Annotated in this window: 13 protein-coding genes and 3 tRNA genes; 12 read left to right on the forward strand and 4 right to left on the reverse strand. The window is 48.5% G+C overall.

All coding sequences use genetic code 11. The annotated features are described in order from the left end of the window. Nucleotides 1-28 precede the first annotated feature (28 nt). From CWE22_RS00480 to CWE22_RS00520, 9 genes are all read left to right on the forward strand, one after another. Nucleotides 29-493 carry a regulatory protein RecX gene (locus tag CWE22_RS00480; RefSeq protein WP_169929457.1) on the forward strand — a complete coding sequence of 155 codons (465 nt, stop codon included), beginning with the start codon at nt 29-31 and terminating at the stop codon, nt 491-493. A gap of 75 nt (nt 494-568) precedes the next feature. Beyond that, nucleotides 569-3,166 (forward strand): alanine--tRNA ligase, encoded by a 2,598-nt coding sequence (alaS, locus tag CWE22_RS00485; RefSeq protein WP_169929458.1) that lies wholly within the window; start codon nt 569-571, stop codon nt 3,164-3,166. A gap of 161 nt (nt 3,167-3,327) precedes the next feature. Continuing rightward, complete coding sequence (csrA, locus tag CWE22_RS00490) at nt 3,328-3,519, forward strand: carbon storage regulator CsrA (protein WP_169929459.1); 192 nt, start codon at nt 3,328-3,330, stop codon at nt 3,517-3,519. Between the two features lie 182 nt (nt 3,520-3,701). Next, nucleotides 3,702-3,794 (forward strand) — tRNA-Ser (locus CWE22_RS00495). Nucleotides 3,795-3,813: 19 nt separating this feature from the next. After that, nucleotides 3,814-3,890 (forward strand) — tRNA-Arg (locus CWE22_RS00500). A 25-nt stretch (nt 3,891-3,915) separates the two neighbouring features. Beyond that, a tRNA-Arg gene (locus CWE22_RS00505) sits at nt 3,916-3,992 on the forward strand. 137 nt (nt 3,993-4,129) lie between these two features. Beyond that, nucleotides 4,130-4,363: an OadG family protein gene (locus CWE22_RS00510; RefSeq protein WP_169929460.1), complete on the forward strand. Its 234-nt coding sequence runs from the start codon at nt 4,130-4,132 to the stop codon at nt 4,361-4,363. 46 nt (nt 4,364-4,409) lie between these two features. After that, the gene (gene oadA, locus CWE22_RS00515; protein ID WP_169929461.1) at nt 4,410-6,200 is read left to right on the forward strand and encodes a sodium-extruding oxaloacetate decarboxylase subunit alpha; all 1,791 of its coding nucleotides are present in this window, start codon (nt 4,410-4,412) and stop codon (nt 6,198-6,200) included. A gap of 3 nt (nt 6,201-6,203) precedes the next feature. Next, nucleotides 6,204-7,334, forward strand: coding sequence for a sodium ion-translocating decarboxylase subunit beta (locus CWE22_RS00520; RefSeq protein ID WP_169929462.1), 1,131 nt, complete (start codon nt 6,204-6,206; stop codon nt 7,332-7,334). Between the two features lie 19 nt (nt 7,335-7,353). Here CWE22_RS00520 and CWE22_RS00525 read toward each other — a convergent pair whose 3' ends face one another. Beyond that, nucleotides 7,354-7,527, reverse strand: a complete 174-nt coding sequence (locus tag CWE22_RS00525) for a hypothetical protein (protein ID WP_169929463.1) — start codon at nt 7,525-7,527, stop codon at nt 7,354-7,356. A gap of 9 nt (nt 7,528-7,536) precedes the next feature. Next, entirely contained in the window at nt 7,537-9,567 is a 2,031-nt protein-coding gene (locus CWE22_RS00530; RefSeq protein WP_169929464.1) for a response regulator, read from the reverse strand. Between the two features lie 165 nt (nt 9,568-9,732). Here CWE22_RS00530 and gshA point away from each other — a divergent pair, with 165 nt between their 5' ends. Both gshA and CWE22_RS00540 read left to right on the forward strand, forming a co-directional pair. Then, nucleotides 9,733-11,343: a glutamate--cysteine ligase gene (gene gshA, locus CWE22_RS00535; protein ID WP_169929465.1), complete on the forward strand. Its 1,611-nt coding sequence runs from the start codon at nt 9,733-9,735 to the stop codon at nt 11,341-11,343. 18 nt (nt 11,344-11,361) lie between these two features. Beyond that, nucleotides 11,362-11,985: a transglycosylase SLT domain-containing protein gene (locus tag CWE22_RS00540; RefSeq protein ID WP_169929466.1), complete on the forward strand. Its 624-nt coding sequence runs from the start codon at nt 11,362-11,364 to the stop codon at nt 11,983-11,985. A gap of 11 nt (nt 11,986-11,996) precedes the next feature. Here the strand turns inward: CWE22_RS00540 and CWE22_RS00545 are convergent, their stop codons facing one another. Further along, nucleotides 11,997-13,262, reverse strand: a complete 1,266-nt coding sequence (locus CWE22_RS00545; protein ID WP_169929467.1) for an HlyC/CorC family transporter — start codon at nt 13,260-13,262, stop codon at nt 11,997-11,999. Between the two features lie 56 nt (nt 13,263-13,318). Further along, on the reverse strand, nt 13,319-14,110 hold the full coding sequence (locus tag CWE22_RS00550; protein WP_169929468.1) for a cytochrome C assembly family protein: 792 nt from the start codon (nt 14,108-14,110) through the stop codon (nt 13,319-13,321). Nucleotides 14,111-14,286: 176 nt separating this feature from the next. Here CWE22_RS00550 and ffh point away from each other — a divergent pair, with 176 nt between their 5' ends. Beyond that, nucleotides 14,287-15,660 carry a signal recognition particle protein gene (ffh, locus tag CWE22_RS00555; protein ID WP_169929469.1) on the forward strand — a complete coding sequence of 458 codons (1,374 nt, stop codon included), beginning with the start codon at nt 14,287-14,289 and terminating at the stop codon, nt 15,658-15,660. Nucleotides 15,661-15,727: the final 67 nt, after the last annotated feature.

The raw sequence follows: 15,727 nt of genomic DNA on the forward strand, positions 1-15,727 counted from the left end.
TGTAAACGCTGCGTAAAGGTACCATTTCATGACTTCAGATGAGCAACAAGCAAAAGATGTGGTGTTGCGCCTGTTGGCGCGACGCGAACACAGTGCGCAGGAACTTAAGCAAAAACTGCGTCAACGCGGATTCGCGGATACCATTTGCGATACAGTGCTAACGCTAGCGCAAGCGAACAACTGGCAAAGTGATGAGCGCTTTGCTGAGGCGTGGTTGCGCCACAGCCTTGCCAACGGCGATGGTTTGCAGAAAATAAAAGCGGCGGCACAGAACAAAGGACTAGATACTGAGCTCGTGGCTAATCTACTGCAGCGGTTAGAGCCGGACTGGAATGATCTCTGTTATCAACGACTGCTAAAAAAATTTGGTGATGAGCCACCTGCGGATGCCAAAATGAGAGACCGAATGATGCGCCATTTACTTCAACGCGGTTTCTCCTACAGTGAAATTAAACAGGCATTGAGTTGGCAAGCAGAGGCAGCGACAGACTAGGCGTCAGTCTCCATTCGTGGTAGTCTTTTCGCCTTAATTTTTCACCCATTGGATGCAAGGTAGTAGGAACACGCCATGACCATGACTAGTGCTGAAATACGCGAAGCATTTCTTCAGTTTTTTGCCGAGCGAGGCCACCAACGTGTTGCCTCAGCATCGCTAATTCCTGGCAATGACCCAACGTTGTTATTCACCAATGCGGGTATGGTTCCATTTAAGGATGTCTTTCTCGGTGACGAACACCGTGACTATTCACGGGCCACGTCGTCACAGCGTTGTTTGCGCGCTGGCGGCAAGCATAACGACCTTGAAAATGTGGGCTATACCGCACGCCATCACACGTTTTTTGAAATGCTTGGGAACTTTAGTTTTGGCGATTATTTCAAGCGTGAAGCCATCCAATACGCGTGGGAGTTTCTGACTGATACGTTGCAATTACCAAAAGAAAAGCTGTGGGTCACGGTCTTTACCGAGGACGATGAAGCCTACAACATTTGGGCCGATGAAATAGGTGTTCCACGTGATCGTATTTCGCGCATCGGTGCCAAAGACAACTTTTGGGCCATGGGTGATACGGGTCCATGCGGTCCTTGCTCTGAAATTTTTTATGACCATGGTGAATCGGTTTGGGGTGGTCCTCCGGGAACACCTGAGGAAGATGGCGACCGCTATATCGAAATTTGGAACCTAGTATTCATGCAATATAACCGTCAGGCTGATGGCACTTTATTACCATTGCCGAAGCCCTCGGTTGATACAGGCATGGGGCTTGAGCGCATTTCCGCAGTTCTGCAGCATGTGCATAGTAATTACGAAATCGACTTATTCGAAGCTTTAATCAAAGCCGCAGCAAGAATTATTGGAACGACTGATTTAAGTAACAAATCACTGCGTGTGATCGCTGATCATATTCGTTCTTGTAGCTTTTTGATTGCCGATGGTGTGCAACCATCGAATGAAGGCCGTGGTTATGTATTACGTCGTATTATTCGACGCGCAGTTCGGCATGGCAACATGCTCGGCGCTCCAGCTGGATTCTTTAGCCAATTGGTGCAAGAGCTCTGCACACAAATGGGTAGCGCCTATCCTGAGTTAGTGGAGAAGAAGAAAGTCATTCGTGACGCGCTAGCGCGGGAAGAGGAACAGTTCGGCAAAACCCTCGAGCGTGGTTTGACGATTCTCAATGACGCCCTAGAGACTTTAGATGGACAAGTGATTCCGGGTGATGTCGTATTCAAGCTGTACGATACATTTGGCTTCCCTGTCGACCTTACCGCGGATATCGCACGTGAGAAAGAACTCACCATTGATGAAGCCGGCTTTCAAGCAGCGATGGAGCAGCAGCGCCAACGCGCACAACAATCTTCGCAATTTGGCGTTGATTATAACGAGCGCCTGAAAAGCTCTGTACGCAGTCAGTTCACTGGTTATGAGCAGACGGACGATGAAAGCGAAGTGGTCGAGTTATTCGCTGATGGACAGCCCGTGGCGGAACTTGCAGTAGGTCAACAAGGCGTTGTGGTGCTAGCGCAAACGCCATTCTATGCCGAAAGTGGTGGTCAGATTGGTGACCGTGGTCGCTTAGTGGCTAATGGTGGCGAGTTTATTGTCGAAGATACTCAGTATATTGGTAAAGCGATAGCGCATCATGGCAAAGCGGCGAGTGCTTTGAAAGTTGGTGATCGCGTACGCGCTGAAATCGACGCAGAGCGACGCGCGGCGGTCAAGAAGAACCACTCTGCCACGCATCTGTTGCACGCCGCATTACGTAATTTACTCGGTGAACACGTGACGCAAAAAGGTTCGTTAGTGACGGCTGATCGTTTGCGTTTCGATTTCTCTCACTTTGAGGCTGTTACAGCAGAGCAATTGGACGCGATTGAGCGTCAAGTGAATGAAGAAATCTACAAGAATCACGCTTTGCAAACCGCTCACATGCCGATTGAAGAAGCGAAAAAGGCCGGTGCTATGGCACTGTTCGGGGAGAAATATGATGACGACGTCCGCGTAGTCACTATGGGCGATTTCTCGATGGAGCTGTGCGGTGGAACTCACGTGAGCCGTACTGGCGATATCGGTGCTTTCCGGATTGTCAGTGAGGCGGGAATTGCCTCTGGTGTACGTCGTATTGAGGCTGTAACGGGTGCTGGCGCGGTCCGGTTCACGCTGCAACAACAGCAGCAGTTGCGTAGTATTGCGATCATGCTGAAAGCAGACATGAATCATGTTTCTGAGCGGGTGCAAGCGCAGCTCGAGCGTAGCAAAGCCCTCGAGAAGTCGGTCGACGAGTTAAAAGGTCGCCTAGCCAGCCAAGCTGGAAACGATCTGGTCGGTTCAGCGATAGAAATTAATGGTACTAAAGTGATCATCGCACAGCTTGATAACGTAGAAAGTAAAGCATTGCGTGAACTTGTTGATGATCTGAAGAATCAAATCGGTTCAGGGGTCGTAGTTCTTGCGGTGGTGAATGACGGTAAAGTCAGCCTCATTGTTGGGGTCACAAAAGACTTAACTACCAAAGTTCAAGCGGGTGCCGTAGTGAATGTGGCGGCACAGTGTGTTGGTGGTAAAGGTGGTGGACGACCTGATTTGGCGCAGGCTGGTGGGTCGGATGCTAGTCAAGTTACAACGGCTCTAGAGGCCGCGAGAGCGCATCTCGAGTCGATATTGTAAATACCAGTGATTCGGAATAATTAGGCTTGTACACAAGTGTCTTAGCGATTAGGATATAACAATCGCTATAACAATTAAAATGACGAAAGCGAGTAGTGCGATCGATGAATATAGTCTACGCTTTCATCGTACAGGAACCGAAGTAGGGAAGGAGCAGGCAAATGTTGATCTTAACCCGTAGAGTGGGTGAAACCTTGATGATTGGCGACGAGGTTACAGTCACCGTATTGGGTGTAAAAGGCAACCAAGTGCGCATTGGTGTCAATGCGCCGAAAGATGTCTCAGTACACCGCGAAGAAATTTATATGCGAATTCAAGCGGAGCATGCCGACAACAACTCCGAGAATAAGTAATTCCCTGCATCAAAAAGCTGACACACATGTTGTCAGCTTTTTTGATCGTATTCTTAGTTAAACAAGCCTTTGTGCCCGATAATCCATCGAAGTGTTTAAAAATCCCACAAACAGTACCCGGTTCGGAAAAAATCGTTTGACATTATTGTCGTTGCCGCTATCATTCATCGCCACAAGTAAGTGGTGAGGTGGCCGAGTGGCTGAAGGCGCTCCCCTGCTAAGGGAGTATAGGGTTTGTAGCTCTATCGAGGGTTCGAATCCCTCCCTCACCGCCAGCTTTTAACGACAGACAACGCACTCGTAGCTCAATTGGATAGAGTACTCGGCTACGAACCGAGCGGTTGGAGGTTCAAGTCCTCCCGAGTGCGCCAGTCGTTAACCACAGTTTTTAGATACGCACTCGTAGCTCAATTGGATAGAGTACTCGGCTACGAACCGAGCGGTTGGAGGTTCAAGTCCTCCCGAGTGCGCCATCTACTCCTCCTATAGTTTCTATCTATAATTGCTATATCTCGTCCAAACTTTTTCCTCAGCCAAGTTGTGCTATTCTGATATCAGATTTTCATAAATTTTGTTTGCTAATAAGTACTTGCTAAGGAAGTGTCGCAGCATGAATGAGCAATTGAACGAAGCGCTGGCTATCCTGTTTACGGGCATGGTGACGGTATTCATGTTTTTATCGCTACTGATATGCGCCATGCTCTTGTTGCGTCGATTCGTGGTTGAGGTCGATGTGCAGTCAGCACCAGCGCGTAAAAAATCGAAAGCAGTGTCACAACCAACAGCACAGCAACTTGCAGCGATTACTGCTGCTGTTCACCGTTATCGCGGCTCTAAGTCTTAAGTGACCAACAATTAGCTATCAAACTGCCGTTGAGGGAGAATTCTGCATGAGTAAGCCATTACTGCTAACCGAACTTGTCTTGCGTGACGCGCACCAATCGCTGTTAGCGACAAGAATGCGACTCGATGATATGTTGCCCATCGCTGAAAAATTAGATGACGCTGGCTTCTGGTCGATGGAATCGTGGGGTGGTGCTACTTTCGATGCTTGTATCCGCTATCTGGGTGAAGACCCATGGGAGCGTATCCGCGAGCTGAAAAAGGTCATGCCGAAGACACCACAACAGATGCTGTTGCGCGGTCAAAACCTCCTCGGGTATCGTCATTACGCCGATGACGTCGTTAAACGTTTTGTTGAGCGAGCTCGTGAAAACGGTGTCGATGTATTTCGTATTTTTGATGCTATGAACGACGTCCGCAATCTTGAAACGGCTATCAAGGCAGCGAAAGCGGTAGATGGGCATGCGCAAGGCACCATGTCGTACACCGTCAGTCCGGTGCACACATTGGACAAATGGTTAGAGATGGCGCAGCAACTTGAAGATCTAGGTTGCGACTCATTATGCATCAAGGACATGGCAGGCCTCTTGCGTCCGCAAGCGGCTCACGAACTGATTTCAGCATTGAAGAAGAATCTCAGCATTCCAATTGCGATGCAGTGTCACGCGACCACAGGATTAAGCACAGCAACCTATCAGAAGGCCATTGATGCGGGCATTGATATGCTCGATACCGCGATTTCTTCAATGAGCATGACCTATGGCCACTCAGCTACTGAAACGATTGTGGCAATGACCGAGGGAACGGAGCGAGATACGGGTCTTGATTTAGAGCATCTTGAGGACATTGCTGGCTATTTCCGCGAAGTTCGCAAGAAGTATGCTCAGTTTGAAGGTTCGCTCAAAGGAATCGATGCGAGAATTTTGCTCGCACAGGTACCTGGTGGCATGCTGACGAATATGGAAAACCAGCTTCGTGAACAGGGTGCTGCAGATAAATTTGATGAAGTACTCGCCGAAATTCCAAAAGTCCGCGAAGATCTGGGCTTTATTCCGCTAGTCACACCGACATCTCAAATTGTCGGGACTCAAGCGGTGTTGAATGTATTGAGCCAAGAGCGTTACAAATCTATTTCGAAAGAAACCAAAGGTGTTTTGCGCGGCGAATATGGCGCTACCGCTGCACCGGTAAATAAAGAATTGCAACAGCGCGTGTTAGAGGGAGACGAGCCCATTACTGTTCGTCCTGCTGATTTAATTGACGATGAACTCGAGCAACTGACTACTGAGTTACGTAAAAAGGCGAAGGAAGACAAAATTCGTTTGGCAGAAAACGAAGTCGATGATGTTCTGACCTACGCGTTGTTCCCGCAAATTGGCCTGAAGTTTTTGCAGAATCGTGATAATCCAGACGCTTTTGAACCCGTGCCTACTGGCGCTGATAGCAGCGACCCACAGCCCAAAAAAGAGGCTGTAAAATCGCCAGCTAAAGGCGGCATTGAGAGTTACTCGGTGAAGGTTGACGGTAAAGTGTTTGCAGTCGAGGTTGGGCCTTCTGGCGAAGTATCGGCTTCGGCATCAACGGATAGCAAGACTTCAGATAGTAAGTCGGCCCCGTCTAGCGATGTGAAGCCTATCAGCGCACCACTTTCCGGCAATGTCTTTAAGGTCATGGTTAAGCCGGGCGAAACTGTGGAAGCTGGAGAGGTTGTCATCATACTTGAGGCAATGAAAATGGAGACGGATATCAAAGCTGAACAGGCTGGAACCGTCGTCGATGTCGACGTCAAAGAAGGTGACAGTGTTAATGTCGGCGATATTTTGATTACCTTGGAGTAAACCATGGGACGTTGGGAAGTATTGTGGAATAGTACCGCTATTGCTGCGTTTACATGGGGCCAAGCAGTGATGATGGTAGTTGGACTTTTACTGCTGTACTTGGCAATCAGTAAAAAGTTTGAACCGCTGTTACTACTGCCAATTGGGTTTGGTGCCATCCTCGCGAACATTCCATTAGCCGGTTTCAATGACCCGGGTGGATTGCTCTATTACATCTATTATGTCGGGATCGAGACGGGCGTATTCCCACTGCTCATTTTTATGGGAGTGGGGGCTATGACTGACTTTGGTCCGCTGTTGGCGAACCCTCGCACATTACTGTTAGGTGCTGCCGCTCAATTCGGGATCTTTGCAACTCTATTCGGGGCTATTGCGCTTAATGGCGTACCAGGGTTTGAATTTACACTGAAAGATGCCAGTGCAATCGCAATTATCGGCGGCGCGGATGGGCCCACAGCAATATTCCTCGCATCACGCTTAGCGCCTGACTTACTTGGTGCGATTGCCGTTGCAGCTTATTCATACATGGCGTTAGTACCTATTATTCAGCCTCCGATTATGAAGCTGTTCACAACGAAAGCTGAGCGCGCTATCCAAATGGAACAGCTGCGACCAGTTGGCCGACGTGAGAAGATCATCTTCCCGTTGGCAGTCCTGTTTCTAACCTTGCTATTCTTGCCCACCGCAACACCATTGGTGGGGATGTTCTGCTTAGGGAACTTGATGCGTGAAGCGGGTGTGGTCGATCGACTGAGTAAAACCGCACAAAATGAGCTGATCAATATTGTCACCATCTTTTTAGGGTTGGCGGTTGGTTCAAAACTCTCAGCTGATCAGTTTTTGTCGGTACAGACCTTAGGCATTCTATTACTCGGCGCATTTGCATTTTCGATCGGTACCGCCTCCGGCGTATTGATGGCGAAGCTGATGGCGAAATTCAGTAAATCACCGATTAACCCATTGATTGGAGCTGCCGGAGTTTCAGCTGTACCTATGGCGGCACGAGTCGTTAATAAGGTCGGGCTAGAGGCAAATCCACAGAACTTTCTGCTTATGCATGCGATGGGACCGAACGTTGCTGGAGTGTTAGGTTCGGCGGTGGCGGCCGGTATCTTGTTGGCGTTAGTAGGTTAATGACTACAGTTAACGGGCCTTATCGGCCCGTTAACCACAGTAGAAGCGTGTAGACAATCGCGACAAAGCTACTGAATATAAGAATGTAAATAAACCCCCGCAGTCCCTGCCTCAGCGTCCAACCATTGACGCGTAAGTAAATAAACCACAACACACTTAAAACGAGCGGAATCAGAAACAGAAATCGTGTCATTGGAAATGATTATCCTCTTTTGTTGTTGCGCTGTTGCCACAAAAGCAAATCAGAACAGGCTAGATCGGCTTGTTCAAGCAATTGATTCAAGCGCATGATGTGGTCAGCGACATATTCGTAATCACCTGATTTGGTGTGGCGTTCAAGTTCTGCAGCTGCTTTTTCTAAGCGAACTAAACCGAGGTTGCCCGCCGCACCTTTGAGCGTATGAAAGAAGCGACGAGCTTCCTCATGTTGGCCTTTTGCCAAGTAATCAACAATCTTTTGTGGTGCATCGCTGTAGTCATGTACCAACCGCTCGATGAGTGTGCGATACAAGCTCGTGTTATGTTGGAGGCGTTCTAATGCGGACTGAAAATCGATATCCGCATGGCGTGGGTAGCTTATGGCCGGTGCCGCAGTTGACTCGTGCCGCTGCGTTACTGGCATCGACATGGCATATTCCCCGCGAATACACCATTTTTGCAGCGCCTTAAGCAGGACTTTTTCATCAATGGGTTTGCTGATGTGATCTTGCATACCTGCCGCCAAGGAACGTTCGATATCTTCGCTCGATGTATTCGCTGTCATCGCAATAATCGGTAGTTGTTGATACGAATATAAGGTTCGGATGTGTTCAGCGGCGGTAAGGCCGTCCATGATCGGCATTTGAATATCCATAAAGACCAACGCGTATTGTTTACGCTTCACTTGTTCAATAGCTTCCGCGCCATTCATTGCCGTGTCGACTTGCACACCTGCATGGGTCAACAGTTCTTGCGCTATATGCAAATTAATATCATTGTCTTCGACAATCAAAATGGGCGCACAACACAGCTCTTGCTCGAGATCTAAGCTGGGTTGCTCGGAGCTATCTCCGGATAACGCCAGTGCTGAACTCAATACGCGAATGACGCTGCTGCTCAGGTAGGGTTTTACTATGAGATGCTGAACGCCAGCGGCTCTGGCTTCGTTCCGTAGTTCATGAGCATGGTAACTGGTTGCCAAAATAAGTGCTGGAGTCGGTTGCGTGGCTGACTCGGTCGCGAGTAATTCCCGGCAGAAGTCGAGCCCACTCATGCCGGGCAACTGCCAGTCCACAAAACAAGCGTCAAAGTGTTGCGTTTGCATAACTTCCAATGCATCTTCGGCTGTTCGCACTGAAGTGACTTGCACTTGGTGCGACCGAAGCAGTTCCGTAATCATGTCACGCGTCGTGAGATTATCATCTATCGCCAGAATTGATTTTTGCGCTAACCGCGCACGAATGGATTCAGCAACCGTTTGGTCGGCGTTGGGTTGCAACGGTAATTTGAGTTCAAGGAAGAATGTCGAACCTTGTCCCGAACTACTGATGACGCCAATACCGTCGTCGTTCATCAGTTTTACAATACGCTGCGAGATGGCGAGACCTAAACCAGTGCCACCGAATTTCCGCGTTGTCGAAGAATCGGCTTGGGTAAATGCTTGAAAAAGCTTGGCTCGCTGATGCTCGTCCATACCGATGCCGGTATCTGTTACTGAGAATCGTAGAAACACTTCTTGGTCATCAAGGTCCAGAAGCGTGACGCTAATCACAATTTCACCACTATCGGTAAACTTGATCGCGTTACTCACCAAGTTCACCAGTACTTGGTTGAGTCGCAGCGGGTCGCCAATAAGACGCGTGGGAATGTTGCTGGGTAGCTTAATGACGAACTCGAGGTTTTTATCATAGGCTCTATAAGCAAACATATCGGCCAGACTTGCCAGCATTTCTTCTAAATCAAACGGAATGGTCTCAATCGTTAGTTTATTGGCTTCGATTTTAGAAAAATCGAGAATGTCGTTGATGATACCCAACAAAATTTTGGACGAGCTCTCTATCGATTTCAGATAGCCGCGTTGCTGCTCATCAAGCCCAGTTTTCAAACACAATTGGGTCATGCCGAGAATGGCGTTAATCGGAGTTCGAATCTCGTGACTCACGTTCGCTAAAAATTCACTTTTAGCTTCTGCAGCAGCTTGCGCATCACGCACAGCTTCTTGCATTCGCTTCAGTTGGTCCGGAGTATTCTTCACGCCGTTTCGTCTCCTCACTTCAAGTCTGTTCATCATGCCATTTCAGCGTAGTTGCGCCAAGCGATTGTTTGCCACGGAATGCCCATACAACATAGACTATCAGCCGAATAACCAGTAAGCTTTGTCCTTTCATATAGCAGTTCATTAGCATAGGTAGGTCTGATTTTGCAGTCGACAATTAGAGCTCAGATAGAGAACCTAAGAAAAACCGGTCACACCGCTGTTTTACGTGATATTTCTCGAGGCATTGAACGTGAATGTTTACGAATCACGCCGACCGCAAAATTGGCTCAAACACCTCATCCTGAGGCACTTGGCTCAGCGCTAAAACATGATTACATTACGACCGATTATGCGGAAAACCTGCTCGAATTTATTACACCCGTGGCGCAAGATATTCAGACAACCTTAGCCCAGCTGACCGATGTTCACCGATTCGCACTTCAGCAGTTAGGTGACGAGTTGTTATGGCCATTGAGTATGCCGTGCTTTGTTGGCGACGAAAAAGACATTCAAATTGCGCAATATGGTTCCTCCAATGTGGGCCGTATGAAAACGCTGTATCGGCGAGGTCTGACCTACCGCTATGGCGGCGCCATGCAAATCATATCGGGTGTGCACTATAACTTTTCGGTGCCAGAGACATTGTGGCAAGCACTTGCCGCAGCTGAAGGAACTACCGCAGACTGCCAGTACAAGTCACGTCGCTATTTTGATTTAATTCGTAACTACAAACGTTTCTGTTGGGTTATCCCATACTTGTTTGGAGCGTCTCCTGCTATTTGTCAGTCGTTTTTGCAGCACGCCGATTCATCGATGGAATTTGAGTCTCTCGGTAAAGGCACCGTCTATCGAAAATATGGCACATCTTTACGAATGAGCGATTTGGGTTATACCAATAAAGAACAAGCCGACTTAGCCATTACCTACAATTCTCTGGAAGATTATGTAGCTGGCTTGCGTCGTGCGATTACAAAACCGTCAGCTCGTTTTGAACGCATTGGTGTCGCAGTGCCGCAAGCTGATGGGAGCATCGATTTCCGTCAGTTGAATAGTAATATTTTGCAGATTGAAAATGAATTTTACTCGCCAATACGGCCGAAGCGCGTGACTAAAAACGGTGAAACGCCGACTCAAGCACTGGAACGCGGTGGCGTCGAATATATCGAGGTTCGCGCTCTGGATGTAAATCCATTCAGTGCGATCGGCATTAGTGCCGAGCAAATCCGCTTTTTAGATACCTTTTTGTTGTACTGCTTGTTGCTCGACAGTCCGACTATGTCACTTGATGAACAAGCGCTAGCAGACCGCAACTTTAACCGCGTGGTGCTTGACGGGCGTAACCCGCGTCTAACCCTATTAGATGGCGATTTCGAACGACCTATCGCCGATTGGTTAGAAGATATTTTCGGAGAATTACACGGTATTGCAAAGTGGCTGGATGAAGCCTATCAAAGCGACGAGTATGTCGCTGTAGTCAACGACCAGTATCGAGCGGTTCTGAATCCTGAGTTGACGTTCTCTGGTCGATTCTTGAGCTTATTGCGCGATGAACAGTTGGATAATAGTGAGCTGGGTATGCAGTTAGCCAAAAAATATAAAGCTGAGCTGGCCAAACCATTATCTCATTTTACCGCAGAACAATTCGCGACTTGGGCGCAAGCATCGTTGGCGGAACAACGCGCAATAGAGCAACAAGACGCTGGTTCAGATTTTAGTGCGTTTTTAAGTGATTATTTTCGTCGTGCGGCCTGTGCCTCGCCGGATTGTCAGTAGAGCTAGGAGTTGTTACGCATGCTGAAACCTGTTCGTACACTTGTCACCATTGCCCTAGGTTGCTCTGTGTTAGCGGGTTGTGCATCGGCGCCACCCGAGCAACCGGATAATCTGTGTGAAATTTTCCGCGAAAAACGTGATTGGTATGACGCTGCAGCAGATATGCGTGACAAGTGGGGTGTTCCTATTCACGTGCCTATGGCAATCATGTACCAAGAAAGTTCGTTCAAACATGATGCTCTGCCACCGCGAGACTATTTGCTCTGGATCATTCCCTGGGGACGCGTGAGCAGTGCCTACGGTTATTCTCAAGCGAAGACTCCTACCTGGGAAGACTATCAACGTGAAACCGACAATGGCTGGGCATCACGAGACGATTTTGATGATGCCATTGATTTCATGGGTTGGTTTATCAGTAAAACTCACACAGTCAATGGTGTTTCGAAGTGGGATGCGTACGAGCAATACCTCAATTATCACGAGGGTTGGGGTGGCTATCGTCGCCAGACCTATGCGCAGAAAGGTTGGTTAATTCAGACATCGCGCAAAGTTCAAGCTCGCGCCGAGCGCTATGGCGCGCAATTACGGAGCTGTGAGGATGAACTCAAGCGAGGTTGGTTCGAACGCTTGCTGTTTGGCTAAGTTTAGGCTTCTCAGAGGTCAAAGAAGCGAACTTTACGGACCATATTGTCGCTGCTTTCCACTATCTCTAACCGATAATCATTGACGGTCAAACAAAGCGGTTGTTGCGGAATATCGCCGAGAACTTCAATGACCAGACCACTGACCGTTTTGGGACCGTCAATAGGCAGATTCCAATTCATTTCCTTATTCAAATCCCTGATGTTGGCAACACCATCCACCAATACCGAGCCGTCTGGCTGCAACGTGGTTGATTCGCTCGACAGTGGAGTAATCGTTGTCGTGAAGTCGCCGACAATTTCTTCCAGAATATCTTCGAGTGTTACGAGCCCCTGAATGTCTCCGTACTCGTCAACCACTAAGCCGATACGTTCTTTATTACGCTGAAACTTGAGTAACTGCACATTCAACGGTGTGCCTTCGGGGATATAGTAGATTTCGCGCGCCGAACGAACGATTTCTGACTTGTCGAGTTCAACACTGTTCTTCGTCACAATCTGCATAATGTCGCGAGCATGGATAAAGCCAATGGCATCATCAATTTCATTGCGGTAGAGCAAAATGCGTGTGTACTGAGCTTGCGACAGTTGTTTGATGATGGACTTCACGTCATCTTGAACATCAATACCACTGATTTCCGCTCGCGGTATCATCACGTCCTCTACGGTCACTTTCTCGAGGTCGAGAATACTGAGCAGCATTTCTTGGTGACTCGTAGGGATCATCGAGTTGGCTTCATTGACAACAGTGCGCAACTCCTCTGAGCTCAGAGCGTCTTGCCCCTGCGTGTTGTTAGGATTCACACCCAGCATGCGCATAAAACCGTTGGTAATGAAGTTTACTGAGGCAACAGCTGGATAGAGGATAGTCAACAGCGGCTTCAAAATAATAGAGCTTGGAAATGCGACTCGCTCTGGGTGCAATGCGGCAATAGTTTTTGGCGTGACTTCGGAAAAAATGAGTACCACCAGAGTCAGTCCAAATGTAGCCACCACCAATCCTGCATCACCAAACCAGCGCAAGCAGATGATGGTAGCAACGGCCGACGCGGCAATGTTAACCAGATTATTACCAATGAGGATGAGACCGATGAGTCGATCAGGTCGATCGAGCAAGTACTGAACCCGCTTAGCCCCGCGGTGTCCCTGTTGTACTAGGTGACGGAGGCGATAACGGTTGATCGACATCATGCCGGTTTCGGAGCCTGAAAAATATGCCGATAAAAACAGTAAAACACCCAAAATAATGAGTAGGGTGGATGTCGCTATGTCGTCCAAGAACAAATCCTGTAGTAATGCGTCAGAGGTCTAATGTAATCAGCACCGATATGAAGTCAAGTGTTCAATAACACATCTTTGACAAACCGGCTGCCGAAATAGGCCAGGGTGAGAATGGAGCTAGCCACTACGCTAGCGATGACCATGGCGCGTCCGCGCACGCCACGAGCCCCATGTAAGAAGACAATAACAACATAGATGAGCGCCGCCAGCGTGCTTAATACGGTTTTATGTGACTGTCCTTGCGCGAACATATCCTGAAGAAATACAAATCCGCTGATAATCGCTATCACCAACACAAATGTTCCCGTACTCAAGAGACGGAAAAAGTATCGCTCCGCGGTCATCAGCGGCGGCAGGTAACTTGCGGTCGCCTGTGCTTTGTGGTGTTTGAGCACATAACTGACATACAAAATTTGAATAGCATACAAAGTTGCCAACATTAAAATGGCATAAGCGCAAAGACTCAGAACTACATGCACTAACAATCCTGGACTTAGATTGAATTCTGCGCCCCAATTGACCGGGCTAAAGTTCATCAAAATGACGCTGACTGCGGCGAATAAGTAAACGACCGGACGCAACAACATGCCACCAGGTTTGGTGCCTCGCGCAATGGCTAAGATAACCAGCAAGAGGGCGACGGCACTCAGACTAAAGGTGATATTAATATGATCAAAGCCGTCAAATCGCCAATGCTCCCACTGAATCCAAGCATGCAGAACCACTGCCACAATAGGCAAGGTAATAAACCACTTGGGCAATTGAGCATTGCGGCCCAATTGTCGCCACATGGTCACTGCTGCAACAAGATAAAGTGTGACTGCGATGACTAATAACAGTGTCATACTGAGAATCATTCCGTTTTGATGGAATCCTAGTATAGGCATACTTGAGTGGAAACCCAAGTCATTCAAGTTGTTATCAGTGAAGAAAAAGAACTTGAATTCAGCTATACTGGACGCCATTTTAACGAATTCCATGCGTGCCTTGCGCATTAACCGAAGTAAAGCGGAACAGTCACATGTTTGATCATTTAAGTGAACGCCTCTCATCATCATTGAAGGCTATCAGCGGCCGCGGTCGACTGACTGAAGACAATATCAAAGATACGCTGCGTGAAGTACGTATGGCGCTGCTGGAGGCGGATGTCGCATTGCCAGTAGTACGTGACTTTGTGGCGCGAGTGAAAGAACGCGCAGTTGGCGCCGAAGTGAACAAAAGCCTGACACCCGGTCAGGAATTTCTGAAAATCGTTAAGCAAGAACTCGAGCACGCAATGGGTGACGGCAACGTTCCCCTCAATTTAGCCGCACAACCGCCAGCTGTAATTTTAATGGCGGGCCTGCAAGGGGCGGGTAAAACCACCAGTGTCGGTAAGTTAGCGAAGTACTTGCGCGAGAAACTGAAGAAGAAAGTTTTGGTCGTTAGTGCCGACGTCTATCGTCCGGCGGCAATTAAACAGCTCGAGACCCTGGCGAATGAAGTCGAAGTTAGCTTCTTTCCGTCCACGGTAGACCAGCGCCCAGTAACCATCGCTGAGGCAGCGATCGCACATGCGAAAAAGCAGTTTTTCGATGTGGTGTTGGTGGATACTGCAGGTCGCACAGCCATTGATGAAGCCATGATGGCCGAAATACAAGAGCTACACCAAGCGGTGAAGCCAATTGAGACCTTGTTTGTGGTTGATGCCATGACGGGTCAGGATGCCGCGAATACAGCACGTGCCTTTAATGAAGCTTTACCGTTGACGGGGATCATCCTGACCAAAACCGATGGTGATGCGCGCGGTGGTGCGGCACTATCCATTCGACATATTACCGGTAAACCAATCAAATTCTTGGGTGTAGGCGAGAAGACCGCTGCTTTAGAGGCCTTCCACCCTGAGCGCATTGCTTCGCGTATTCTGGGCATGGGCGACGTACTCTCGTTAATCGATGAGTTGGAGCAGAAAGTCGACAAGGACAAAGCCGCCAAAGTTGCTCAGAAAGTTATGAAAGAAGGGAAGTTTTCACTGGAAGACTTTCGTGACCAACTCGCTCAGATGCGCGATATGGGCGGCATGATGGGGTTGCTCGACAAGATGCCTGGAATGGGCGCAATGAGTGCGCAAGTTAAAGGGCAGATGGATGACAAAATGACCGTTCGCATGGAAGCAATCATCAATTCGATGACCCCCAAAGAACGCACACATCCTGACTTGATCAAAGGTTCACGTAAGCGCCGTATTGCCGCTGGCTCGGGAACTCAGGTGCAAGATGTGAATAAGCTTCTCAAGCAATTTTTGCAAATGCAAAAAATGATGAAGAAGATGAAAGGCGGTGGCATGTCTAAAATGCTTCGCGGCCTTGGTGGAATGGGCGGCAAGATGCCGCCGGGAATGTTCCCTAAACGCTAGGGAATACTTGCATTCGAACCAAAAATCGGTAGAATGCTGCAGCTCTCTGACTACGGTCGGAGGCATT

It is taken from the genome of Pseudidiomarina aestuarii, from assembly GCF_003987355.1.
GTDB classification, from domain to species: domain Bacteria; phylum Pseudomonadota; class Gammaproteobacteria; order Enterobacterales; family Alteromonadaceae; genus Pseudidiomarina; species Pseudidiomarina aestuarii.